21 protein-coding genes are annotated in these 25311 nt (G+C 67.2%); 17 read left to right on the forward strand and 4 right to left on the reverse strand.

Going from position 1 to position 25311, the window contains the following annotated elements; all coding sequences use genetic code 11:
- Positions 1-34: 34 nt before the first annotated feature.
- Complete coding sequence (locus AC56DV_RS18455; RefSeq protein ID WP_496315705.1) at positions 35-781, reverse strand: substrate-binding periplasmic protein; 747 nt, start codon at positions 779-781, stop codon at positions 35-37.
- A 185-nt stretch (positions 782-966) separates the two neighbouring features.
- On the opposite strand from AC56DV_RS18455, the gene fdhD reads away from it, so the two are divergent.
- The gene (gene fdhD, locus AC56DV_RS18460; RefSeq protein ID WP_496315706.1) at positions 967-1797 is read left to right on the forward strand and encodes a formate dehydrogenase accessory sulfurtransferase FdhD; all 831 of its coding nucleotides are present in this window, start codon (positions 967-969) and stop codon (positions 1795-1797) included.
- On the opposite strand, the gene AC56DV_RS18465 is transcribed toward fdhD, so the two are convergent.
- A complete protein-coding gene (locus tag AC56DV_RS18465) occupies positions 1794-2249 on the reverse strand; it encodes a DUF29 domain-containing protein (protein ID WP_496315707.1) in 456 nt (151 codons plus the stop codon). The genes fdhD and AC56DV_RS18465 overlap by 4 nt on opposite strands.
- 208 nt (positions 2250-2457) lie before the next feature.
- Between AC56DV_RS18465 and AC56DV_RS18470 the strand changes: the two genes are divergently transcribed.
- Positions 2458-3222: an alpha/beta fold hydrolase gene (locus tag AC56DV_RS18470; RefSeq protein ID WP_496315708.1), complete on the forward strand. Its 765-nt coding sequence runs from the start codon at positions 2458-2460 to the stop codon at positions 3220-3222.
- A 99-nt stretch (positions 3223-3321) separates the two neighbouring features.
- Complete coding sequence (locus tag AC56DV_RS18475; protein WP_496315709.1) at positions 3322-4158, forward strand: HDOD domain-containing protein; 837 nt, start codon at positions 3322-3324, stop codon at positions 4156-4158.
- On the opposite strand, the gene AC56DV_RS18480 is transcribed toward AC56DV_RS18475, so the two are convergent.
- Both AC56DV_RS18480 and AC56DV_RS18485 read right to left on the reverse strand, forming a co-directional pair.
- On the reverse strand, positions 4155-4397 hold the full coding sequence (locus AC56DV_RS18480) for a DUF29 family protein (protein ID WP_496316421.1): 243 nt from the start codon (positions 4395-4397) through the stop codon (positions 4155-4157). The two genes, AC56DV_RS18475 and AC56DV_RS18480, sit on opposite strands and share 4 nt — an antisense overlap.
- A gap of 122 nt (positions 4398-4519) precedes the next feature.
- Positions 4520-5026, reverse strand: a complete 507-nt coding sequence (locus AC56DV_RS18485; protein ID WP_496315710.1) for a GAF domain-containing protein — start codon at positions 5024-5026, stop codon at positions 4520-4522.
- Positions 5027-5154: 128 nt separating this feature from the next.
- Between AC56DV_RS18485 and AC56DV_RS18490 the strand changes: the two genes are divergently transcribed.
- The 14 genes from AC56DV_RS18490 (at position 5155) to AC56DV_RS18555 (ending at position 25275) form a co-directional block, all read left to right on the forward strand.
- A complete protein-coding gene (locus AC56DV_RS18490) occupies positions 5155-6285 on the forward strand; it encodes a hybrid sensor histidine kinase/response regulator (RefSeq protein WP_496315711.1) in 1131 nt (376 codons plus the stop codon).
- A complete protein-coding gene (locus tag AC56DV_RS18495) occupies positions 6282-9224 on the forward strand; it encodes a hybrid sensor histidine kinase/response regulator (protein WP_496315712.1) in 2943 nt (980 codons plus the stop codon). The genes AC56DV_RS18490 and AC56DV_RS18495 overlap by 4 nt, the downstream gene beginning before the upstream one ends.
- 98 nt (positions 9225-9322) lie before the next feature.
- Positions 9323-10798, forward strand: coding sequence for a RecQ family ATP-dependent DNA helicase (locus AC56DV_RS18500; protein ID WP_496315713.1), 1476 nt, complete (start codon positions 9323-9325; stop codon positions 10796-10798).
- Positions 10799-10887: 89 nt separating this feature from the next.
- Entirely contained in the window at positions 10888-11934 is a 1047-nt protein-coding gene (locus AC56DV_RS18505; RefSeq protein ID WP_496315714.1) for a ligase-associated DNA damage response exonuclease, read from the forward strand.
- Positions 11927-13579 (forward strand): ATP-dependent DNA ligase, encoded by a 1653-nt coding sequence (locus tag AC56DV_RS18510; RefSeq protein WP_496315715.1) that lies wholly within the window; start codon positions 11927-11929, stop codon positions 13577-13579. The genes AC56DV_RS18505 and AC56DV_RS18510 overlap by 8 nt, the downstream gene beginning before the upstream one ends.
- Positions 13576-16242, forward strand: coding sequence for a ligase-associated DNA damage response DEXH box helicase (locus AC56DV_RS18515; protein WP_496315716.1), 2667 nt, complete (start codon positions 13576-13578; stop codon positions 16240-16242). Before AC56DV_RS18510 ends, AC56DV_RS18515 begins: the two co-directional genes overlap by 4 nt.
- Positions 16239-16943: a ligase-associated DNA damage response endonuclease PdeM gene (pdeM, locus tag AC56DV_RS18520; protein WP_496315717.1), complete on the forward strand. Its 705-nt coding sequence runs from the start codon at positions 16239-16241 to the stop codon at positions 16941-16943. Before AC56DV_RS18515 ends, pdeM begins: the two co-directional genes overlap by 4 nt.
- A 119-nt stretch (positions 16944-17062) precedes the next feature.
- Complete coding sequence (locus tag AC56DV_RS18525) at positions 17063-17437, forward strand: KGG domain-containing protein (protein WP_496315718.1); 375 nt, start codon at positions 17063-17065, stop codon at positions 17435-17437.
- Between the two features lie 211 nt (positions 17438-17648).
- The gene (locus tag AC56DV_RS18530) at positions 17649-18281 is read left to right on the forward strand and encodes a PepSY-associated TM helix domain-containing protein (RefSeq protein WP_496315719.1); all 633 of its coding nucleotides are present in this window, start codon (positions 17649-17651) and stop codon (positions 18279-18281) included.
- Positions 18282-18292: 11 nt separating this feature from the next.
- Positions 18293-18805, forward strand: a complete 513-nt coding sequence (locus AC56DV_RS18535) for a DUF2271 domain-containing protein (protein WP_496315720.1) — start codon at positions 18293-18295, stop codon at positions 18803-18805.
- Between the two features lie 14 nt (positions 18806-18819).
- Complete coding sequence (locus AC56DV_RS18540; protein WP_496315721.1) at positions 18820-19638, forward strand: DUF4198 domain-containing protein; 819 nt, start codon at positions 18820-18822, stop codon at positions 19636-19638.
- A gap of 121 nt (positions 19639-19759) precedes the next feature.
- Positions 19760-20869 carry an FAD:protein FMN transferase gene (locus AC56DV_RS18545; RefSeq protein WP_496315722.1) on the forward strand — a complete coding sequence of 370 codons (1110 nt, stop codon included), beginning with the start codon at positions 19760-19762 and terminating at the stop codon, positions 20867-20869.
- An 11-nt stretch (positions 20870-20880) separates the two neighbouring features.
- The gene (locus AC56DV_RS18550; RefSeq protein WP_496315723.1) at positions 20881-22245 is read left to right on the forward strand and encodes a sulfite reductase subunit alpha; all 1365 of its coding nucleotides are present in this window, start codon (positions 20881-20883) and stop codon (positions 22243-22245) included.
- 276 nt (positions 22246-22521) lie between these two features.
- Complete coding sequence (locus AC56DV_RS18555) at positions 22522-25275, forward strand: TonB-dependent receptor (RefSeq protein ID WP_496315724.1); 2754 nt, start codon at positions 22522-22524, stop codon at positions 25273-25275.
- The last annotated feature ends 36 nt before the right edge of the window (positions 25276-25311 follow it).

Raw genomic sequence — 25311 nt, forward strand, 5'->3', positions numbered from 1 at the left:
TGCGTTTGCTCAAACTTTGCCCATCCCCATCGGCTCAGCGCGCCGCTTCGTACTTCTTGAGCAGGGCTGGCAGGCGCTTGCTGCCGCTGTCGCCGAGCCAGGTCCACATGCCTTCCACCGCCGGCTTGTGCGCGTTGTAATAGGTGCGGTTGACCATCAGCCACAGCGCGCGGGTGCGGAAAGGGCGCTCCAGGCGGACCAGCTGGCCGCCGTATTCCTTGGCCAGCATGTCGTCCATGTCGGCCGGGGTGTTGAGCGAGACGGCCACCGCGTCCACGCGGTTCAGTTTGAGCTTGTCGAAGTTGCGGCGGGCGTTGGCGGCGCCGTCGTCGATCTGCATGCCCGCTTCGCGCAGCTCGTCCGCGAACGAGACGCCGTGCGTGACGCCGACGCGGCGGCCGCGCAGGAAGGCGGCGCTGTTCTGGCTGGCCAGCTCCCGGTCGCCGACGCGCACGTAGATCATGGTGAACTGCGGCAGGCCGCGGCTGGTGTCGGGCTTGCCCCGGCTGTCGAGCGGCAGCGCGACTTGCGCCATGCCGGCCGGCGGCGTGGTCATGGCGAGCGCGTCGATCTGGCCGGAATTGAGTGCCCACAGCAGGCGGGCAGTGGGCAGCCTTTGTGGTGCGACCGTGCAGCCTCGGCTGGCCGCCATTTCCTGCAGCAATTCGACTATCGCGCCCGGCGCTTTGGCCACCGTGTCCGCGCCGACGTAGTAGGGCGGCGCGTTCTGGTTGGTGTAGCCGAGCCGCAGAGTGCAGGCATCGGCGCCGGCGGCAAGCATCAGCAATATCAGGAGGGCGTGATGGCGCATTATGTCCGTTTTATGATTTGGGATGCACGCGGGTGCATGCCGCATCATAACTGTACTTGTCCGGTTAGCAAACGACTGTGCTTCCCTTGTCCGGGCCGCGGCGCTACCATGGGGGCATGATCCCGCGCCTGCCGCACACACCGAGGAGCCCCACCATGCATGAGAGCGAAACCGAGACGCCGGACGCAGGCTTTCAGTTGCGGCCCGTGCTGCGCCGCCGCACCGGTGGCGGCCCGGGCATGGACTGCGTGGCGCAGGAGGCGCCGGTGGCGTTGGCGATCAACGGCATTTCGCACGCGGTGATGATGGCCACGCCGACCGATCTGGAGGAATTCGCCGCCGGCTTCGTACTGACCGAGGGCGTGGTGGCGGCGCGCTCGGACATTTACGAGATCGAAGTGCGGCGGCATGGCGCGGGCTATGAGGTGGCGCTGGCGGTGGCGCAGCAGCGCTTCATGCAGATGAAGGAAAAGCGCCGCGCCATGGCGGGACGCAGCGGCTGCGGCGTGTGCGGCATCGAAAGCCTGTCCATGCTGGACCTGGCGCCGGAGCAGGTGGCGGCGCCATGGAAGGGGCGCGATGTCGCGCCGGCCGTGGCGCGGGCTGCGCGCGAGCTGGGGCAGCACCAGGAATTGATGCGCGCCACCGGCGGCGTGCACGCGGCCGCCTGGTGCGCGCCGGATGGCGCCATCGCGCGCGTCTACGAGGACGTGGGGCGCCACAACGCGCTCGATAAACTGGTCGGCGCGCTGGCCCTGCAGGGGCAGGACATGCGGGACGGCTTCGTCTTCATGTCCAGCCGCGCCAGCTACGAGCTGGCGCGCAAGGCGGCGCGCATGGGCATTCCGATGCTGGCGACGATCTCGGCGCCCAGCTCGCTGGCCATCGACATCGCCGAGCAGGCCGGCTTGAAGCTGGTCAGTTTCTGCCGGCAGGACGGCTGCGTGGAGTACACGCTGCTGGATGCCGACCAGGATGCCGGTTAGGGCAGAAAGTCTTCGTCCAGCATTTGTTCGACAGTGTAGGGGGACTGCTGGGGAAACTGCGCGAGAGGCAGGCTGGTTTCGGTGGCCGCCATGCGCCGCGCAAACTGGTAGCAATGTTCCATTTTGTCTGTCACCACATGCCGCAGGCTGGGGCTGCTGGCAATCAGGCCTTTGATTTTGTGCCGTTGCTCAAGCAAGGTTAATTGCCAGCTGCGTGTCTTGTGATCGGGCTGGAACTGGCACTTGAGCAAGTGGGCCAACACGACCTCCATCCTGCTCTGCACTTTACGGCGGTGATGATTGGCCATGGCTGTGAGCTCATCGATCAGGTTTTCACGGTCCAGGAGTTCAAGCCGGCCTGCGCGCAAGAACTCCGCCTGTGCATCCAGCCAGACGACGAAGTCTTCTTCATAGTCTGGGGACGCGGTTGCCTCGTCTTTGAAATCAAGCATGATGCACCTCCTTCACTGCACGATAGCAGTCTACGCCCGGCCGGGGTGCAAAGGCGTGCGTTTGGTCAAACGGACATGCGTTAAAAATAATTTGCACGCTAATGAATTGTGCGCTATAGTTCATTCCATGGCAGCGCCGGACACAGGCACACAGCCATAAAAACATAGTACGCTAAATATTAATGTGCAACTTAACTTGGAGATTCACATGAAAACCACGATCAAATCCGCTCTGCTGGCTTCCGCTGTTCTGGCCGCTTTCGCTGCCGCGCCTGCCCGCGCTGAAAAAGCGGCGGACGACACCACCGTCGTGCTGGTGCACGGCGCCTTCGCCGACGGCTCCAGCTGGGACAAAGTGATCCCGCTGCTGCAAGCCAAGGGCGTAAAAGTAGTGTCGGTGCAGAACCCGCTGTCCTCGCTGGCGGACGACGTGGTGGCCGCGCAGCGCGTGATCGACGCGCAAACCGGCAAAGTGGTGCTGGTGGGCCACTCCTGGGGCGGCGCCGTGATCACGCAAGCCGGCACCAGCGACAAGGTCAAGGCGCTGGTCTACGTGGCCGCGTTCGCGCTGTCGGAAGGCGAGTCGCTCGGTTCCAGCGGCAAGAATTACCCGACCCCGGCCGGTGTGCCGACCCTGCAGGAAGGTCCGGCCGGTTTCGTCAGCCTGCCGGTGGAATCCTATGCCACCAACTTCGCCCAGGATCTGCCGGCAGCCACCACCCGCGTGCTGGCCGCCACCCAGGGCCTGTTCCCGGCCAAGAATTTCGCCGAACCGGTGACCGTGGCCGCGTGGAAGAATAAGCCCAACTACTACATCGTGGCCGGCAAGGACCGCATGATCGATCCGGGCCTGCAGCGCGACTTCGCCAAGAAGATCAACGCCGTCACCACCACCGTGCAAACCAGCCACGTGCCGATGGTGTCGCAGCCGAAGCAGGTTGCCGACGTGATCCTGGCCGCCGTCAAGCGCTGAGCGGAGCAGGCGGCAGTTTTCTCATAGGATAAAGAAATAGCGCACGCGCAATTGCGCAATGCGCGCTTGCAGGGCTGGCACGCCTGTATAATTTTATTCATGGAAAAACTGAGAGACTACGCCCAGATCGTTGCCGAAGCGCGGCGCGGCCAGCTGGTGTTCCCCACCAGCGTGAACGCCGCCCTGCAGCTGCAGCAGGCGCTGGCCGACCCGGATTGCCACGTGGAGGATGCGATCCGCAAAGTGCTGGCCGAGCCGGTGCTGGCGGCGCGCGCGGTGGCGCTGGCCAATTCGGCGGTGTTCAGCCGCCTGGGCGGACCGGTGGTCACCAGTGCGCGCGGCGCGGTGGTGCGAGTCGGCTATCGCAACCTGTATTCGCTGGCGGCGGCCATGGTGGTGCGCCAGTTCGGCGCGCGCATCCGCAACCCGCAGCTGCGTTTCCAGGCGGACCAGCTGTGGAAACATTGCGCGCACGTGGCGTCGCTGTCGCACTTGCTGGCGCGGCACCTGACGCGGGTGGATCCGGACACGGCGCTGTTCGCCGGCATCATGCACGAAGTGGGCGGCTTTTACCTGCTGTCGCGCGCGGACGACATGCCGGGCTTGCTGGATGACCCGGACGCGCGCATCGGCGCGCTGCACGAGATTGTCACGCGCGAACTGCTGTCCAAGCTGATGGTGCCCGAGCCGGTGGCGGTGGCGATCGGTTCGCTGCGCGGCGGCGCGATCTCCATCCCGCCAAGCGGACTGCGCGACACGCTGCTGCTGGCCAAGCGCCTGGCGCCGCTGCGCTCGCCGATCCCGCTGGCAGACGACACCGTGCTGGCGCGCACGGCGGCGGTGGACGCCTACCTGAACGGCAACACGCAAATCGACGAGATCCTGCTCGAGTCCGCCGAAGAAGCGCGCTCGATGAGCGCGGCGCTGCTGGTTTAAGCCCAAGCTTCGCCGTGCAGGATCTGGTCTGACGAGTAGGGACAGTCTACCGGGAGTGTTGACTCGGGCAGGCCGGTTTGCTTCACCGCCTCGTAGACGGCGGCACGGTAAGCGCGGTCTATGTCATTTTGCAATTCCCGCCGCAAACTAGGGCTATCGTCCAGGATGAAGGCAATCTTGCGCCGCTGCTCCCCTGAAGCTTCTGCTCCAGCTGCGCGTTCGGCGTTCGGGCTGGAAATCGATTTTCAGCATGTGCATGCCGGCGCGGTGGGCGTCATTTGTTGAGAATCTTGTTGAGAATTAAGCATGCTGGCACCTCCAAAAACCACGTTGGCAGCGTGGCAGGGGAAGTCCGGCGGAATCAGGCGGGCAGGGTGGCTTCCAGCAGGCGCACCAGGGACTGGATGCCTTCCGAATCGACTTCGTCGAAGCGGTTTGGCAGCGGGCTGTCGAGGTCGAACACGCCGAAGATGGCGCCTTGCGCGAACACCGGCACCACCAGCTCGGAACGCGAATTGACATCGCAGGCAATGTGGCCAGGGAAGGCGTGTACGTCCGCCACCACGATGGCTTCCCCTTTTTCCACGGTGGTGCCGCACACGCCGCGCCCCTTCTTGATGCGGATACAGGCCGGCTTGCCCTGGAACGGCCCCAGCACCAGTTCGTCGCCCTTGAGGAAATAGAAGCCGGCCCAGTTCAGCCCCGGCATGGTATTGAAGACCAGCGAACTGAAGTTGGCCGTGTTGGCGATGACATCGGTTTCGCCGGCCAGCAGGCCTTGCAGCTGGGAACGCAGGTCGGCGTACATGGCGCGCTTGGCTTCCGGCGTGTCGGTGCCGTAGGCGGCGTCGCTAATGGTAAAAGTCATAATGGTGCGGAAAAGAATGGCTGAGGACAGTATCTTACGCCGCTGCCGCCATGTTTGCCCAACCATGCGCGGCGGCATTAGAAAAATTGGTAATATGGAATAAACTTCACCACCCACCGAATGCCGTTGTGACTGCCGCTATCAATATTCTTGTCGTGGATGACATCCAGCAAAACCTGGCGGCAGTCGAGGCCTTGCTGGCCGGGCCGGGCCTGCGCCTGCTCAAGGCGGGCTCCGGCGCCGAGGCGCTGGAATTACTGCTGGTCCACGAGGTGGCGCTGGCGCTGATCGACGTGCAGATGCCGAACATGGACGGTTTCGAGCTGGCCGAGCTGATACGCGGCAGCGAGCGCACCCGCAGCATCCCGCTGATCTTCCTGACCGCCGCCACACGCGAACCGAGCTACAGCTTCCGGGGCTACGAGGCGGGCGCCGTCGATTTCATGTTCAAGCCCATCGACAGCCAGGCCCTGGTCAGCAAGGTCAAGGTGTTTGTCGAGCTGTACCAGCAGAAGCAGCAGCTGTCGGCGCAGCTGCAGGAACTGCAGCGCGCGCTGCACCTGAACGAAATGTTCACCGCCGTGCTGGGCCACGACCTGCGCACCCCGCTGTCGGTGGTGATGAACGGCGCCATGCTGCTGCCGATGATGACGGACCATCCGAAGGTGGCGGTCACGGCGCAGCGCATCCAGAGCAGCGCGCGGCGCATGGCCCACATGGTGGACCAGCTGCTCGACCTGGCGCGCATCCGCTCCGGCGGCATGCCCCTGCGCCTGGCCGCCGCCGACTACGCCGAGCTGTGCCGCGCCATCGCCGACGAATTCGATGCCGCCGAGCCGGCGCCCCGTATCGACATCAGCGCCAGCGGCGACGCCGGCGGCCAGTGCGACGCCGGCATGGTGTCGCAAATCCTGTCCAATCTGCTGGGCAACGCGCTGCTGCACGGCGAGGCCGGGCAGCGCGTGCAGGTGGTGATCGACGGCGCGGCCGGCGGGCAGGTGGCCGTCAGCGTGGCGAGCCGGGGCGTGATCCCGGCGCCGCAGCTGGGCTGCCTGTTCGAGCCCTACCAGCAGGGTGGCGACAGCCGCAAGACCGGCCAGGGCCTGGGCCTGGGCTTGTACACGGCGCGCATGTTTGCGCGCGCCCACGGCGGCGACATTGCGGTACAGTCAGACGCAGCGCAGGGCACGGTATTCACCGTGACCATGCCCCGCCAGCCTCAGCCGCCGCACTATTCGCAGGAGCCGCAGTCCGCATGAATTCGCCCAGCTACCAGTTCCCAGGCCAGCAGCCGCACAGCTATCAGCCGCACGGCGGTGGCGCCACCGGCCAGCTGGTGCGCGATCTCGACTGGAGCGCCACCGCCCTCGGCCCCATGGCCGGCTGGACGCCGGCCTTGCGCACCACGGTCGACATCCTGCTCAACACGCCGGTTGCCATGGTGCTGATGTGGGGACCGGAGCACGTGATGATCTACAACGATGCCTACGCCGTCATCGCCGGCGCGCGCCATCCGGCCATCCTGGGCGCTACCGTGCCCGCTTCCTGGCCCGAGATCTGGGACTGGAACCGCCAGATCCTGGCGGCCGGCTTTCGCGGCGAGGTGCGCAGCGTGCGTGAGCAGCCGATGACCTTGCTGCGCAATGGCGCGCCCGAACAGGTCTGGTTCGACATGTACTACACGCCGGTGCGCGACAGCTGCGGTGAAGTGGGCGGTGTGCTGTGCACCGTCAGCGACGTGACGGCCCAGGTGCAGCAGCGGCTGCAGCTCGAGCGCGACAAGGCCGCCAGCGCCGCCACCGAAGAGCGCCTGCGCATGGCGCAGGAGGCCGGCGGCATCGGCAGCTTCGAGTGGTTCCCGGCCAGCGGCGAGATGATCGTCTCGGCCACTTTCCGCCGCCTGTGGGGCTTGGCCGATGAGCAGGCGGTGACGGCCGAATACCTGGTCAGCCTGGTCGACGGGCGCGACCGCGCCGGGGTGGGGACCGAGCGCATGGCCCAGCCCAACCCGCTGTCCTACACTGAATACCGCGTGCGCCGCCCGGACACGGGCGAGCTGCGCTGGCTGGCGCGGCAAGGCGAGGTCGTGGAGGGCAACACGCCCGAGCAGCGCCGCTACGTGGGCGTGACGTTCGACATTACCTCGCGCAAGCAGATGGAGCAGGCGCTGCGCGCCAGCCAGGACCGCCTGGCGGCGATCTTTGGCCAGGCTTCGGTGGGCCTGTCCGAGCTGGACCTGAGCGGGCGTTTCCGGCGCGTCAACGGCGCGCTGTGCCTGATGCTGGGGCGTAGCGAGGAGGAGATGCTGGGCCTGCATATGGACGACATCATCCACCCGCACGACATGGCCGAGAACCGCGCCCGCGTGGCGCGCCTGCTGGCCGACGGCGTGCCGTTCACCCTGGAAAAGCGCTACGTGAAGCCGGACGGCGACTGGGTCTGGATTTCCAGCAGCATGAGCCGGCTGGACGACGAGGCCGGCCAGCCGCTGGCGCTGATCGCCGTCAAGACCGACATCAGCGAGCGGCGCCGCATCGAAGTGGCGCTGCGCGACCTGAACGACACGCTGGAGCAGCGCGTGGGCCGCGAAATCGCCGAGCGCGACAAGGCCGAGGAAGCGCTGCGCCAGTCGCAGAAAATGGAAGCGGTGGGCCAGCTGACCGGCGGCGTGGCGCACGACTTCAACAACGTGCTGCAGATTATCTACGGCAATCTGCACCTGCTGCAGCAAGACCTGCCCGAGGATGCCGGTGGCGGCGAGGGCAGCAACAACGCCCGCAAGCGCCTGGCCATGGCGATCGCGGCGGTCGAGCGCGGCGCCAAGCTGTCGTCGCAGCTGCTGGCCTTCGCGCGGCGCCAGCCGCTGCAGCCGGTGGTGTCCAACCTGGGCCGCCTGGTCGGCAATATGGACGAACTGCTGCGCCGCACCCTGGGCGAGACGGTGGAAGTGGCCACGGTGATCGGCAGCGGCCTGTGGAACACGCTGGTGGACCCGGGCCAGATCGAGAACGTGGTGCTGAACCTGGCCATCAACGCGCGCGACGCCATGCGCGGCGGCGGCAAGCTCACCATCGAGGTCGGCAACGCCATGCTGGACGAGTACTACGTGAACAACCTGCTGGACGTGCCGTCCGGCCAATACGTGATGCTGTCGGTCACCGACACCGGCTGCGGCATGCCGCCGGAAGTGCTGCGGCGCGCTTTCGAACCCTTCTTCACCACCAAGCCGGAAGGCGAGGGCACCGGCCTGGGCCTGTCGATGGCCTACGGCTTCGTCAAGCAGAGCCGTGGCCACATCAAGATCTACAGCGAGCCGGGCGAGGGCACCAGCGTCAAGATTTACCTGCCGCGCTCGCTCACCGACGAGACCCAGGAATTGCCCGGCCTGAGCGGCCCGGCCGTGGGCGGCGACGAAACCGTGCTGGTGGTGGAGGACGACCCCGGCGTGCGCGCGGTGGTGCTGGACATGCTGGGCGGCCTGGGCTACCGCGTGCTGCAGGCCGAGAACGGCGAGCAGGCGCTGGCGGTGCTGGAGCGCGAGCCGGTCGACCTGCTGTTTACCGACGTGGTGATGCCGGGCGCCCTGCGCAGCCCGGAGCTGGCGCTGGCCGCGCGCGGCATCCAGCCCGACATCGCGGTGCTGTTCACCTCCGGCTATCCGCAGAACGCCATCGTGCACGGCGGCCGCCTGGACGCCGGGCTGGAGCTGCTGAGCAAGCCCTACCGGCGCGACGAACTGGCGCGCAAGCTGCGCCACGTGTTCAACAACCGCAGCCAGGAAAGGCTGGCGCGCCAGCACAAGCAGGAGCACGCCAGCGACCTGCTGCCGCCGCTGCCGGCCATCGCGCGCAACAGCTCGCTGCGCATCCTGGTGGTGGAGGACAATCTCGATTCGCAGCAGATGGTGTGCGAGCTGATCGGCATGCTGGGCCACACCGTCAGCGGCGTGTGCGACGGCGAGCGCGCCTGGGAGCTGATGCAGGCGCAGCAGTTCGACCTGCTGTTCACCGACATCAGCCTGCCCGGCATCTCCGGCATCGACCTGGCGCGCCGCATGCTGGCGGCCGGCCGCCAGACCCGCATCATCTTCTCCACCGGCTACGGCAAGGAGTCGCTGGAGCAGCTGGAGTTCCCGGCCAGCGTGCTGCGCAAGCCCTACGATCTGCTGGAACTGAAGGCCGCCCTCGATAATTCGTAGCGTGCTCGCCGTCCTCCTACGGGCAAGGTAGGCGTCCTCCTATGGCGCCCGCCTCGTCCGGCGCGTACAGTGCTGGTATCGACAGAGAGGCGGTGCCTATGGTTACCAGCAGCAAGACCGCTGCGCAAAAGAAGCGCGCAAAGCAGGCCGCTGCGGCGCGCACGCGGCTGATCGGCCGCCTGCTGCGCCGCGTGTTTGGGGTGGAGCAGTTGCGGCCGGGCCAGCGCGAAGTCATCGACAGCGTGCTGGAGGGCCGCAACACCCTGGCCGTCATGCCCACCGGCAGCGGCAAGTCGCTGTGCTACCAGATACCCGCGTCCATCCTGCCCGGCACCACGGTGGTAGTGTCGCCGCTCATTTCGCTGATGCAGGACCAGCTCGACAAGCTGGAGGAGATCGGCATCCGCGCCGCGCAGGTGAACAGCAGCCTGCCGCGCGAAGAGGAGCTGGAAGCGCTGGCCAGCATCCGCGCGCGCAGCAGCGACATCGTGTTCTGCACGCCGGAGCGCCTGGCCACGCCGGAGTTCCGCGCGCTGCTGCAAGCCACCGACATCGACCTGATCGTCATCGACGAGGCGCATTGCGTGTCGCAGTGGGGCCATGATTTCCGCCCGGCCTATCTCGAGATCGGCGCGGCGGTAAAGGCGCTGGGCCGGCCGCCGGTGCTGGCGCTGACGGCCACCGCCACCAGCGAAGTGGTGGACGACCTGGCCGGGCAGCTGGGCGTGAAGGACTTGAACGTCATCAACACCGGCATCTACCGGCCCAACCTGCGCTACAGCGTGCTGCAGATCACCAACCCGGACGAGAAGCTGGAGCAGGCGCTGGCGCTGGTGCAGCGCGCGCGCGGCTGCGGCATCGTCTACACCGCCACCGTGAAGGCGGCCGAGGAACTGCATGCGCTGCTGGACCAGGCCGGCGAGAGCGTGGCGCTGTACCACGGCCGGCTGCCGGCCCAGCAGCGCAGGGACGGCCAGGAGCTGTTCATGCAAGGCGAGCGGCGCGTGATGGTGGCCACCAACGCCTTCGGCATGGGCATCGACAAGGCCGACGTGCGCTTCGTGCTGCACCTGCAGGTGCCGGCCAGCCTGGAAGCCTACTACCAGGAGTCCGGCCGCGCGGGGCGCGACGGCGAGGCGGCCGACTGCACGCTGCTGTACTTCCAGGACGACAAGCGCCTGCAGCAGTTCTTCCTCGTCAAGAGCCACCAGCAGACCGAGAAGCAGCAGCGCGACCGCGAGGCGCTGGAGCTGATGGTGGGCTACGCGCAAAGCGGCTATTGCCGCTGGAAGCTGCTGCTCGACTATTTCGGCGACGCGGCGCCCGGCTTCGAGCACTGCGGCTGCTGCGACAACTGCCTGGCGCCGCCGCAGGTTGAGCTGGAACCCGGCGAGGAGTTCGCCGCCACGGCGGAGCCTGCCGCCGGGCTGGCGCCGTTTGCCGTCGGCACCCGCGTCCGGGTGCCCAAGTTCGACGTCGGCACCGTGCTGTGCGTGGCGGGCGACCAGGTTACCATCGAATTTCCTGAGAACACCACCAAGACCTTCATGGCGGAATTTGTTGAGCCTGCTTAGGCTGGCGATGCCGCCTATGTGAGGAAGCGGACAGAAAAGCCGCTGAAAGCCTCGCTACAATGACGCCATTCCGTCATGGAGTGTCCGCGATGTCCGATATGGTGATAGTGCGCAAGGAAGGGTTGTATTGCGTTCCCGGCGAGTTCTACATCGACCCCTGGAGGCCGGTGGCCAGGGCCGTCATCACGCACGCGCATTCCGACCATGCCCGCGTCGGGCACGGCCACTACCTGGCCGCAGCGCCCGGCGTGAACATCCTCAAGGCGCGCCTGGGCGACATCAACATCCAGGGCCTGGAATACGGCATCCGGGTGGTGCACAACGGCGTGCACATCTCGCTGCATCCGGCCGGGCACGTGCTCGGCTCGGCGCAGGTGCGCATGGAGCACCGCGGCGAAGTGTGGGTGGCTTCCGGCGACTACAAGGTGGAGGCGGACGCCACTTGCGCGCCGTTCGAGCCGGTGCGCTGCGACACCTTCATCACCGAGTCCACCTTCGGCCTGCCGATCTACCGCTGGCAGCCGCAGGAGGAAGTCTACGCCGACATCAACGCCTGGTGGGCGCGCAACGCGGAGCAGGGCAGGGCCAGCGTGCTGCTGGGCTATTCCTTCGGCAAGGCGCAGCGCATGCTGAGCGGGCTCGATCCGTCCATCGGCGCCATCATCTGCCACGGCGCGGTGGAGCCGCTGAACCGGGTCTACCGCGAGGCCGGCGTGGCGCTGCCGGAAACGCGCATGGTGACGGAGGTGGCCAAGGCCGACATCCGGCGCGCCATCGTGCTGGCGCCGCCGTCGGCCGCCGGCTCGCCGTGGATCAAGCGCTTCGGCGACTACAGCGACGCCTTCGCCAGCGGCTGGATGCTGCTGCGCGGCGCGCGCCGCCGGCGCGGCGTGGACCGGGGCTTCGTGCTGTCGGACCACGCGGACTGGCCGGGGCTGATGTCCGCCATCAAGGCCACCGGCGCGCAGCGCGTCATCGTCACGCACGGCTCGATTCCCGTGATGGTGCGCTGGCTGTGCCAGAACGGGCTGGACGCCAGCGGCTTCGATACCGAATACGGCGACGACGAGGCGGAAGACGCCGAAGCGGCGGCGGGTGCGCAAGTAGCGCAAGTTGCGGAGGCGCCGCATGCGTGAATTCGCCCGCCTGTACGCCGAACTGGACGAGACCACCGCCACCGGCCGCAAGCTGGAGGCGCTGCAAGCCTACTTCGGCAGCGCGGCGCCGGAGAACGCAGCGTGGGCGGTGTACTTCCTGGCCGGAGGCAAGCCGCGCCAGGCGGTGCCGGTCAAGCTGCTGCGGCAGTACGCCACCGAGTTCGCGGGGCTGGACGAGTGGCTGTTCGACGAGTGCTACCACGCGGTGGGGGACCTGGCGGAAACCATTGCCCACATTTTGCCGGCGCCGCGCCGGCGCAGCGACGTGGGCCTGGCCGAATGGGTGGAGCAGCGCATCGCACCGCTGCGCGGCGCCGCGCCGGAGGCCATCCGCGCGGCGCTGTTCGGCTACTGGGACGAACTGGAAACGCGCGAGCGTTTCCTGCTGACCAAGCTGATAGGCGGCGGCTTCCGCGTCGGCGTCTCGCGCCTGCTGGTGACGCGCGCGCTGAGCGCCATCGCATCGGTGGACAGCAAGCTGGTGGCGCAGCGGCTGATGGGCTGGACCGATGGCCGCGTCAGCCCCACCGCGCAAGGCTTTCTGCAGCTGGTGAGCGCGCAGTCGGCCGACGAGCACGCGCAGCGCGGCGGCCAGCCCTATCCTTTCTTCCTTGCGCACCAGCTGCTGGCCGCGCCCGAGTCGCTCGGCGCGCTGGAGGACTGGCAGGTGGAATGGAAGTACGACGGCATGCGCGCGCAACTGGTGAGCAGGGAGGGAAAGAACTGGTTGTGGTCGCGCGGCGAGGACCTGATCACGGACCGCTTCCCCGAACTGGCGGCGCTGCGCCTGCCGGAAGGCACGGTGATCGACGGCGAGATCCTGATCTGGCGCGGCGGCGTCGAAACCCTCTCGCCGGCGCCGTTCGCCGAGCTGCAGAAGCGCATCACGCGCAAGAGCGTGTCGGCCAAGCTGCAGGGCGAGCTGCCGGCGGTGCTGGTGGCGTACGACCTGCTGGAACTGGACGGCGCCGACCTGCGCGGCCTGCCGCAGCGCGCGCGGCGCGCGCGGCTGGAGCAGCTGGTGGCGCGGCTGGACTTGCCGCAGCTGCGCCTGTCGCCGCTGGTACAGGCGGCCAGCTGGGACGCACTGGCGCAGGTGCGCGCCGAGTCGCGCGCGCGCGGCGTGGAAGGGCTGATGCTCAAAGCTGCGGCGGCGCAGTACGGCGTGGGGCGCACCAAGGACATGGGCACGTGGTGGAAATGGAAGATCGATCCGTATTCGGTGGACGCGGTGCTGATCTACGCGCAGGCTGGCCATGGGCGCCGCGCCTCGCTGTACACGGACTACACCTTCGCCGTGTGGGACGGCGAGGGCGGCGCGGACGGCGAGCGGCAGCTGGTGCCGTTCGCCAAGGCGTATTCGGGCCTGACGGACGCGGAGATCGCGCAGGTGGACAATGCGATCCGGCGCACCACCATAGAAAAATTCGGTCCGGTGCGCAGCGTGAAGCCCAGCATGGTGTTCGAGATCGGCTTTGAAGGCATCGCGCTGTCGCCGCGCCACAAGTCCGGCATCGCGGTGCGCTTCCCGCGCATCCTGCGCCGCCGCGACGACAAGACCATCGACGACGCCGACACGCTGGAAACGCTCAAAGGCCTGCTCGGCGGCAGCGGTCCCGCATGAACGCCCCGCGCCCCCGGCGCCTGCCGCCCCGCCGCGCCCTGCCTGCCTTCGCGCCGCCTGCCACCGCGCCGCCTGCTGCGGACGGCGTCCCCGACGCCGCCGAAGCGCCAGGGCCTACGTCCTGGTCCGGCCGCTCCGCTGCGGCAGCGGTGGCCGCAGTGGCCGCAGCCCCGGCCGACGTCGACGCGTGGTTCGCGCGGCGCGGCTGGAGCGTGTTCCCCTTCCAGCGCGAGGTGTGGCGCGCCGCGCTGGCGGGCGAATCGGGTCTGCTGCACGCCACCACTGGCTCCGGCAAGACCTATGCCGTCTGGTTCGCCGCCTTGCTGCGCGCCGCCAAGGCTGCGGCTGCACGCCCGCAAGCGCGCCGCAAGGCCGGCCTGCGCGTGCTGTGGATCACCCCCATGCGCGCCCTGGCCGCCGACACCCTGCGCGCGCTGCAATCGTCCGCCGCCGACCTGGCCCCCGGCTGGGAAATCGACGCCCGCACCGGCGACACCACCTCCAGCCAGCGCGCCCGGCAAGCCAGGCGCCTGCCGGACGCGCTGGTCACCACGCCCGAAAGCCTGACCCTCATGCTCAGCAAGCCGGACGCGATCGAACAGTTCGCGCTGCTGGACATGGTGGTGATCGACGAATGGCATGAACTGATGGGCAACAAGCGCGGCGTGCAGACCCAGCTCGCGCTGGCGCGGCTGCGGCAATGGAATGCGGGCCTGCTGGTGTGGGGCCTGTCCGCCACCCTGGGCAACCTGCAGCGCGCCAGGGACGTGCTGCTGGGAGAGGGGATGGGCGGCGGGGCGGGCGGCGGCAAAGGCGCCATCGTCGAAGGCCATATCCGCAAAGACCTCGTCGTCGACACCCTGATCCCCGACCATCCTTCGCGCTTCCCCTGGGCTGGCCACCTCGGCCTGCAGATGCTGCAGCCGGTGATCGCCGAAATCGAGCGGCACGCCACCACGCTGGTGTTCACCAACACGCGCTCGCAGTCCGAGCTGTGGTACCAGAACCTGCTGGACGCCCGCCCCGACTGGGCCGGCCTGATCGCGCTGCATCACGGTTCGCTGGACCGGGAAGTGCGGGAATGGGTGGAGCAGGGCCTGAAGAGCGGCGCGCTGAAAGCCGTGGTGTGCACCTCCAGCCTGGACCTGGGCGTGGACTTCCTGCCGGTGGAACGCGTGCTGCAGATCGGCAGCGCCAAAGGCGTGGCGCGCCTGCTGCAGCGCGCCGGGCGCTCCGGCCACGCGCCGGGCCGCGCCTCGCGCGTCACCCTGGTGCCCACGCACAGCCTGGAGCTGCTGGAAGCGGCGGGCGCCAAACAGGCGGTGGCGGAACGCCAGATCGAATCGCGCGCCGCGCCGGACAAGCCGCTCGACGTGCTGGTGCAGCACCTGGTCACCGTGGCGGCGGGCGGCGGCTTCCGGTCGGCGGACCTGCTGGCGGAAGTGCGCAGCGCCTGGTCCTACCGCGCGCTGACGGACGAAGAATGGCAATGGGCGCTGGATTTCGTGGCGCGCGGCGGCCAGAGCCTCACCGCGTATCCCGAATACCGCCGCGTGCTGCAGGACGATCAGGGCGTGTACCGCGTGCCGGATGCGGCCATCGCACGCCGCCACCGCATGGGCATCGGCACCATCGTCTCCGAAGCCAGCATCCAGGTGAAGTTCATGAGCGGCGGGCGGATCGGCACGGTGGAGGAATCGTTCATCTCGCGGCTGCACAAGGGCGACCATTTCCTGTTCGGCGGGCGCATCCTCGAGTTCGTGCGGATCCACGAAATGACGGCCTACGTCAAGCGCGCCGCCGGCGGCAAAGGCGCGGTGCCGCGCTGGCAAGGCGGCAAGATGCCGCTGTCGTCCGAACTGGCGCACGCGGTGCTGGAACAGATGCGGCGCGCCACGCTGGGCCGCTACGACGGCCCCGAGATGCAGTCCGTGCGTCCGCTGCTCGAGGTGCAGCAGCGCTGGTCCGCCTTGCCCACGCCGGAGCGCACCGTGGTCGAGAGCATGCAGAGCCGCGAAGGGCGGCACCTGTTCATCTATCCCTTTGCCGGGCGCGCCGTGCACATCGGCCTGGCGTCGCTGCTGGCCTGGCGCATGGCGCGGCTGCATCCGGCGACGTTCTCCATCGCCGTCAACGACTACGGCTTCGAACTGCTGGCGCCGGAGGGCGCTGGCGCGCCCGACTGGCAGGCCGTGTTCAGCGCCGCCGAGGGCAGGGATACGCCGCTGTTCGCCACCGGGCGCCTGCTGGAAGACGTGCTGGCCAGCCTGAACGCCAGCGAGCTGTCGCAGCGCCGCTTCCGCGAAATCGCGCGCATCGCGGGGCTGGTGTTCCAGGGCTATCCCGGCCAGCCGAAAAGCGCGCGCCAGTTGCAGGCCTCCTCGTCGCTGTTCTTCGAGGTGTTCCGCAAGCACGACGCGGGCAACCTGCTGCTGACGCAGGCGCAGCGCGAAGTGCTGGAGCAGGAGCTGGAACTGCAGCGGCTGCGCGAGACCCTGCTGGAACTGCAGCGGCGCAGCGTGTCCTTTCACGCCATCGGACGCGCTACGCCGCTCGGCTTTGCGCTGATGGTGGAGCGCTTCCGCGAAAAGCTTACCACCGAGAAGCTGTCCGACCGCGTGGCGCGCATGCTGCGCGAACTGGAAAAGGCGGCCGGGCCATGAGCGGCGGCGCGGGCGGCGCATGCACCATCGAGCTGGCCGGCGAGCAGGTGCTGCTGCTGCCGCAGAAGGCGCTGTACTGGCCGCGCATGCGCCTGCTGGCCGTGGCCGACATCCACTTCGGCAAGGCGGCCTCGTTCCGCGCGCTGGGCGTGCCGGTGCCGGGCGGCACCACGGCGGAAAACCTGGCGCTGCTGGACCTGCTGCTGGCCGCGCATGACGTGGAGCACCTGGTGTTCCTGGGCGACTTCCTGCATGCCAGGGCGGCGCATGCGCCCGCCACGCTGGCCGCGCTGGCGCAGTGGCGGGCCCGCTGGCAGGCGGAGCGGCCGGCGCTGCGGCTGACGCTGGTGCGCGGCAACCACGACCTGCGCGCCGGCGATCCGCCGCCGCAGCTTGGCATCAAGCCGGCCTGCGAACCGTATTTGCTGGCGCCGTTCGCGTTCTGCCACCATCCCGATTTGGCGGGGGCGGCCGCGCAAGGCTACGTGCTGGCAGGCCATGTGCATCCGGTGTTCCACCTGGCGGCGCGGGGCGACGCGCTGCGCCTGCCTTGTTTCCTGATAGGTGGGCAGCGCGCCATCCTGCCTTCGTTCGGCGCCTTTACCGGCGGCCACGCGGTGCGGCCCGCCATAGGCGAGCGCTTGTTCCTGGCAGCCGGCGACGTGGTGCTGGCGCATGCAAAATTGACCGTTGGAAGGTAAGAAAAACTCAGTCACGAAATGCGGGACTGTTCCTACAGGGTGTCCTGCATGCGTCCTATGGGCGGCCTGTAAACCTTGCACTACCATGAGTTTCCCTATCCATTTCAAGGAGACATATCATGGCTTCATCCAATCAAGGCAAGGATCAGGACACCAAAGGCTCGCAGGCCAGCAACCAGGGCAGCAGCAAGCAAAGCAGCTCGCAATCGAGCAAGCAAAGCGGCGACACCAGCAACCGCGGCTTCGCTTCGATGGACCCGCAGCGCCAGCGTGAAATCGCCGCCGAGGGCGGCCGTGCCGCGCATGAAAAAGGCACGGCGCACGAGTTCACTTCGGAAGAGGCGCGCCGCGCCGGCAGCATGAGCCACAAGAACGACCAGAGCAGCCAAAGCAGCTCGGCCAGCTCCGGCTCGCGCGGCGGCAGCAGCGGCGGCAATGAGGGCAGCAGCAGCGGCTCGCGCGGCGGCTCCGGAGGGACCGGCGGCAACCGTTAAGCGTCGCACTTCGCTTCAAGAACACCCCTGATCCACATACTTAGCCCTGCCTGGCACCGGTGCACCGGAGCCAGGCAGTTCTTTTTTGTGGAATGTAACTGCTGTGCAAAGGAACATATCTTAATGTAACAACTTTATCATCGAGATTGACTCCGCAAATGATAATCATTATCATTCTCAGTCTCTTAAGTCCCTATCAAGAAAGCATACAGTGAGCGCACCCTCCAATGCCGGCCGAGCCCTGTGGCTGAAGAACCTGCACCAATGGCATTGGATCAGCTCCGCATTGTGCTTGCTGGGCATGTTTTTGTTCAGTATTACCGGCATCACCCTGAACCACGCGTCGCAGATCGAAGCCAAGCCCAGCGTGGTGCGCAAGCAGGCCGAAGCGCCCGCCGCGCTGACGGCCGAACTGAAGAAGTTCGCCGAGGCGCACGACGGCGAGAAAGCGCCGCTGCCCGACGCGGCCGAACGCTGGCTGCGCGACACCTGGTCCGTCAAGGCGGGAGGGCGCAGCGCGGAATGGTCGGTGGACGAGGTCTACTTGCCGCTGCCGAAAGCCGGCGGCGACGCCTGGGTGCGCATCGGCCTGGAGGACGGGGCCGCCGAATTCGAAAACACCGACCGCGGCTGGGTGTCCTGGCTGAACGACGTCCACAAGGGCCGCAACACCGGCGCCGCGTGGAACTGGTTCATCGACATCTTCGCCGGCGCCTGCCTGGTGTTCTGCATCACCGGCCTGCTGATCCTGAAATTCCACGCCGCCAACCGGCCGTTCACCTGGCCGATGGTCGGGCTGGGCATCCTGATTCCTTTTGTCATCGCACTGCTGTTCATCCATTAAGAAGGCAACCCATGAAATTACGCTACTCCATCGCTGCCGCCATTCCCCTGCTCAGCGCCCAGGCCATGGCGGCCGACCTGGCCCTCAAGCTGGAAATCCCGCAACTGAACGTGGCTGAATACCACCGCCCGTACATCGCGGCGTGGCTGGAAAACGCGGACCAGAAAGTGGTGGCCAACCTGGCCGTGCTGTACGACACCAAGAAGAAGGACAACGCCGGCACCAAGTGGCTCAAGGACATGCGGCAGTGGTGGCGCAAGAGCGGCCGCGACCTGGCCATGCCGATGGACGGCGTGAGCGGCGCGACCAAGGCGCCGGGCGAACACACGCTGAACTTCCCGCTCTCGAAGGACGGCCTGGACAAACTGCCGGCCGGCCAGTACAACCTGCTGGTGGAAGTGTCGCGCGAAGCGGGCGGCCGCGAAGTGGTGAAAGTGCCGCTGAGCTGGCCGCTGAAGGCCGCGCAAGTGGCCAGCGCCAAGGGCAAGGAAGAAGTCGGCGCCGTTGCCGTTCAACTCAAATAACACGAGACAGTTCAATGAAACCTACCAAATTGCTGCTGGCCGCCGCGCTGGCCGGCCTGGCCCTGAACGCCTACGCCCACAAGCCATGGCTGCTGCCGTCGTCCTCGCTGGTGGACGCCAAAGAGCCGTGGGTGACGGTGGACGCCGCCATCTCCGAAGGCCTGTTCGACATCGACCACGTGCCGCTGAAGCTGGACGCCATCGTGGTGACCGGCCCGGACGGCGCCAAGGTGGACCTGCAGAACGCCAGCACCGGCCGCCTGCGCAGCACTTTCGACGTAAAAATGAGCAAGCCCGGCACCTACAAGATCGCCATGGTGAGCCAGAACGTGTCGGGCAGCTACAAGCTGAACGGCGAGATGAAGCGTTTCCGCGGCACCGAGGAAACCCTGGCCAAGGACGTGCCTGCCGACGCGCAGGAAGTCAAGCTGACCCGCACCGCCAGCCGCCTGGAAACCTTTGTATCGGCCAACTCGACCGACACGGCGGTCTTCAAGCCGACCGGCGTGGGCCTGGAACTGGTGCCGGTGACGCACCCGAACGACCTGCGCGCGGGCGAGAAGGCCACCTGGCGCTTCCTGCTGGACGGCAAGCCTGCCGCCAACCAGGCCTTCAGCCTGATTCCCGGCGGCGTGAAATACCGCGGCACGCTGGGCGAAGTGCGCCACACCACCGACGCCAAGGGTGAAATCACCTTCACGCTGCCGGAAGCGAATATGTACCTGGTGACCTCCAGCTGGCCCGCCGCCGCCGCGCCGGTCCCCGGCCAGCCGCCGCAAATGCCGGCGCGCCGCGCGACCTACGGCGCCACCGTGGAAGTGCTGCCGCAATAAGGTCGCGTAGTAAGACCCAACCGGCCTGAGCCGCATTCGGGGACTCGGCGTCCCCGTCATACCCCGAATGCGGCTCAGGCCGTCTTGTCCCATGTGGCGGCTACGGGCCGCCGTTTTTTCTATGCGCCGCATCCTTTTACCGCACCAGATTTCCGAACTGGCCCCGCCCGCGGGCAGCGCCATTCATCGCTTTGGCGGCCTGAGCATGGGCACCAGCTGGACTGTGCTGGTGGCGGACGTGGCGCCGCCGCCGCAACTGCAGGCGTCGCTGCAGCAGCAGCTCGACAGCGTGGTGGCCGAAATGAGCCACTGGGAGGCGGACTCCGACCTGGGCCGCTACAACCGCGCCGCCCCTGGCAGCTGGCTGCAGTTGCCGCCGGCGTTTTTCGATGTGCTGTCGTTTGCCATGGAGGTGGCGCGCCTCTCCGGCGGCGCCTACGATCCCTGCGCCGGCGCCATCGTCAACGCCTGGGGCTTCGGTCCCAGCGGACGGTACGACCAGCCCGGTTTTGCAGCGCCCACGGCGGCGCGCATCGCCGAACTGCGCGCCGAGCGCGCGCGGCAACAGCTGGTGCTGGAGCCCCGGCCCGAGGCGGCGGACGCGGTGCCCGGCACGCCGCGCACCGGCGGCGGACGGGCGTGGCAGCCCGGCGGCGTGCAGCTCGATTTGTCGGCCGTGGCCAAGGGGTACAGCGTGGACCGGCTGGCGCATTGCCTGATGGCGCATGGCTTGCAGCACTTCCTGGTGGAGGTGGGCGGCGAGCTGCGCGGCGCGGGCGTGAAGCCGGACGGCCAGCCGTGGTGGGTGGCGCTCGAGCAGCCGCCTGCCGGGACGCCGGCATCCGGGCCGGCATCCGGGCCGAGCGCCGCCATGCCGGGCGCGATTCCGCGTGAGATCGCGCTGGCGCTGCACGGCCTGTCCGTGGCCACCTCGGGCGACTACCGGCGCTACTTCCTGCACGGCGGCGCGCGCTTCGCCCATACCATCGACCCGCGCCGCGCCGCGCCGATCGGCAACCGGCTGGCCTCGGTCACCGTGGTGCACCCGCACTGCATGGCGGCCGACGCCTGGTCCACCGCGCTGACCGTGCTGGGGCCGGAGCAGGGCCTGGCGCTGGCCGAACGGCAGGGCCTGGCGGCGCGCTTCGTGCTGCGTGTCGGTCCGGACGGCCGCGACGGCTACACCGAATACCTCAGCAGCCCGATGCGCGGCATGCTGGACGACGAATAGACGAACAAGCAATGATACTGACCAACGATCCCCTGCGCCTGGCCCTGACGGCGGCCTGTTTCATCAGCTACGGCCTGGTGTGCCTGGCGCCGTGGCTGCGCCAGCGCCGCAAGCGCCTGGCGCACGCGGCCGGCGACGCGGCGGCCGCGCTGGCGCCGGGCTGGATCGTTGCCTACGCCAGCCAGACCGGCAACGCCGAGGAGCTGGCCGGGCAGACCCTGGAAACGCTGCGCCTGGCGGGCATCCCGGCGCGCCTGTGCGAACTGTCCGGCCTGAAGGAGCGCGACCTGGCGGGCGCCGAACGCATCCTGTTCCTGGTCAGCACCTACGGCGAGGGTGACGCGCCCGACGCGGCGGCCGCCTTCGCCAGCCGCATCATGACGCGCAGCCTGCCGCTGGCGCAGCTGCATTACGCGGTGCTGGCGCTGGGCGACATGTCCTACATCAACTATTGCGGCTTCGGCCGCGCGCTGGACCAGTGGCTGCAGGAGCAGGGCGCCAGCAGCCTGTTCGAGCGCGTCGAGGTCAACTGCAACGCCGCGCCGGCCCTCGCCGCGTGGCGCCAGCAGCTGAGCCACCTGGCCGGCACCAGCGACGCGCCGGACTGGAGCGCTCCGGCCTTCGAAGGCTGGCGCCTGGCCGCGCGGCGCCAGCTCAACCAGGGCAGCGCCGGCGCGCCCATTTTCCACATCGAACTGGAGCCGCTGCAGGGCGGCTTGCCGGAGTGGCAGTCCGGCGACCTGGTGCAGGTGGCGGCGCCGTCCGACCCGTCCCGCGCGCGCGAGTACTCGATCGCTTCGGTGCCGTCCGACGGCCGGGTGCACCTGCTGGTGCGCCTGCACCTGCACGCCGACGGCAGCCACGGCCATGCCTCCGGCTGGCTGTGCATGCAGGCCCAGCCGGGCGACACGGTGCAGCTGCGGCTGCGCCAGCACCGCCGCTTCCGCCTGGAGGCGAACGCCGGCCGGCCATTGATCCTGATCGGCAACGGCAGCGGCATCGCCGGCTTGCGCGGCCATCTGCGCGCGCGCGCCGTGTCCGGCCAGGTGCGCAACTGGCTGCTGTTCGGCGAACGCCAGGCCGCCCACGATTTCCACTACCGCGACGAAATTGCCGTCTGGCAGGCGGCCGGCCAGTTGCCCGGGCTGGACCTGGCCTGGTCGCGCGACGGCGGCGCCCAGCGCTACGTGCAGGACCTGCTGCCGGCCCGCGCCGAACAGCTGCGCGCCTGGCTGGCAGACGGCGCGGCGATCTACGTGTGCGGCAGCCTGGAGGGCATGGCGGCCGGCGTCGACCAGGCGCTGGAAACGCTGCTGGGCCGTCCCGCGCTCGATCAGCTGGCGGCGCAAGGCCGCTACCGGCGCGACGTCTACTGACGGCTTTCACGGCCAACGTTGTGGAAATAAGACAAGTTGGCCGTTTCTTCGTCGAATTGGCGGAACTTAATTTTGTTTGGCCGAGCTCGCTCTGAATTATCTCCAATTCTCACGTTTTTTGTAACCTTTTGGCAATATTGCTGTCAGATTGGCCATGACGTTTATGACCGTTGCATTACATAATCAGGTCTTCCGAGGGCAAGGCGGTTAACTTTTTGTAAAAATTACGTGTTCGCACGTATTCCTTGCGTTGATCCACGATGACAGGAGTTGTGCATGGTTTTGAAAGAGAAAATTGGCGTGCGTTCGGTACGTTTGGCATTTGCTGTGATGGCGGGTGCCGCGACCCTGGGCGGCAGTGCTGTTGCTCAGGAGCAGATCCAGAAGGTTGAGATTACCGGTTCGGCCATCAAGCGCATCGCCGTGGAAGGCGCACTGCCGGTGCAGCGCCTGTCGCAGGAGCAGATCGCCAAGTCGGGCGCCACCACCGTGGCCGACCTGATCCAAGCATTGCCTTCGATGCAAGGTTTCACCATCGACGCGATTGCAGCCGGCACCAACTCGGGTGGCCGCGTTTCCGCTTCGATTCACGATCTCGGCGAGGACTACACTCTGGTGCTGCTAAATGGCCGCCGCGTTGCGCCGCAAGGTTCGGGCAGCACCATCAACCTGAACGCCATTCCGATGAGCGCGGTTGAGCGCGTGGAAATCCTGACCGACGGCGCTTCGGCCCTGTACGGCTCGGACGCAATCGCCGGCGTGATCAACTTCATCCTGAAGAAAAACTTGCAGGGCGGCACCATCGAAGCCACCTACAACCAGCCGGGCGAGAGCAGCGCAGGAGCCCAGTCGAACATCAGCGCCACCTACGGCTTCGGCGACCTGGAGAAAGATCGCTTCAACCTGATGGCTTCGTTCCGCCACGACGAGCGCAAGCAGGTCAAAGCGCTGGACCGCGACTTCGCGGACACCGCTTATGTTCCGTTCAGCAACAAAGGCAACAACTACATCTACGACCGCACCAGCCCGGCAGCCATCCCGGCCAACGTGTCGGCCACCTTCAACGCGGCCGGCAGCCAGCCGATCGGCTTCAATCCGTACCAGAAGAAAAACGGCACTTGCGCGCCGATGAACCAGCTGGCGCTGAGCAACACCGCACTGGTGCAGAACTGCGGCTTCGACTTCGTGCAGACTATCGAGATCGTGCCGGAAAACAAGCGCGACAGCTTCTTCGGTAAAGCCACCTTCAAGGCCACCGACAACCTGACCGTGTTCGCCGAAGCGGCGTATTCGCGCCTGGACCTGACCGCCCGCATCGCGCCGAACACCGCGTCGGTGTCGATCGCCAAGAACTCGCCGCTGTACAACACCTACGTCAAGCCTTACATGACGGCAGCGCAGGACGCCGACGTCAAGGCGGTGACCGCCAGCTACCGTACCTACGACTGGGGCACCCGCGACAGCCAGACCATCACCGATTCGAAGAATTTCGTGCTGGGCGCGGAAGGCGAACTGGGCGCCTGGAGCTTCGGCACCGGCCTGACCTGGTCGCAGAACGCGATCGACGAGCGCTATGTCGGCGGTTACGTGAAGAACAAGGAATTCCGCGACATGCTGTCGAAGAACCTGTTCAATCCCTTCCTGGGCATCGGCGAGCAGACCGACGCCACCAAGCAGCTGATTGCGAACTCGGTGTACAAGGGTTCGATCCGCGACGCCTCGACCACGCTGAAAGGCATCGACGCGCGCGCCTCGCGCGAGCTGTTCGCACTGCCGGGTGGTCCGGCGCAGATCGCACTGGGTGGCGACTACCGCAACTACCACTACGAGCAGACCCCGCACGCCACCAGCTCGGATATCTTTGGCTTCAGCGCGTCGCCAGCCTATGACTTGGAACGCGCCAACTACGGCGTGTTCGCCGAGCTGGCTGCGCCGGTGCACAAGACCGTCGAGCTGACCGCCGCTGCCCGCTACGACACCTTCAACGCCGTCAAGAACGCCCTTGCCAAGCGCGACATGGGTTCGAAAGAATCGTCCAGCACCTACAAGGTGTCGGCACGCTGGCAGCCGACCCCGTCCTTCCTGGCACGCGGCTCCTACGGCACCGGCTTCAAGGCGCCAAGCATGCTGGATATCGGCCAGCCGCTGGTGGCGGCCGGCTTCACGGCGTCGTCGTGGGACTGCCCGGCCAACCTGAAGGCGGAAAACGCCGACTACTGCCAGGTGGGCAAGCGCCAGTACAACGTTCTTTCGGGTGGTAACGAAAACCTGAAGCCGGAGAAATCCAAGCAGTTCACGGTGGGCTTCCGCTACGAGCCGACTTCGTCGTTCTCGGTGCAGGCCGATCTGTGGGACGTGAAAATGCGCGATGCGGTGTCCAGTGTGAGCGAGAACCAAATCTTCACCGACCCGGTCAAGTTCCGCGACCTGTTCACGACCTTCGTCGATCCGGGCAACAACCAGACCTACTGGGCCAAGAAAACCCTGTCGGTCAACATCGGCCAGACCCACAACCAGGGCGTGGACTGGGAAACGACCTATCGCCACCGCTTTGCGTTCGGCAACCTGACCAGCGTGCTGAACGGCACCTACCTGATCAAGTCCGATTACACCAAGGCGGGCACGTCGAACGAGTGGACCTCGAACATGAACTACTTCGGTTCCAACGATAAAGTGGCGTTCCGCCACATTATCCGCCTGGCTACCACGCTGGACACCGGCAAGTTCTCCAACACGCTGACGGCTAACTACCGCAACGGCTACACCGACGCGGAAGCGGAAAGCCGCAACGTGGCGACCAACAAGCTGGAGAAATTCCGTCTGGAAGTGCCTTCGTACCTGACGTTCGATTGGCAGGGTAAGTGGCAGGTGAGCAAGCAGGTCGGCCTGCGCGCCGGCGTCAAGAACATCGCCGACCGCAACCCGCCGTTCTCGCTGCGCGCTTCGTCGGGCCACCAGGTTGGTTTCGACCCGCGCTATGCTGACCCGATGGGCCGCACCTTCTACATGACCGGCAACTACACGTTCTAACTACACGTTCTAATGAAGAAGCCGTAAAAAACCCCG

Source organism: Massilia sp. BGA-UO-ETr-WB1 (assembly GCF_059567845.1).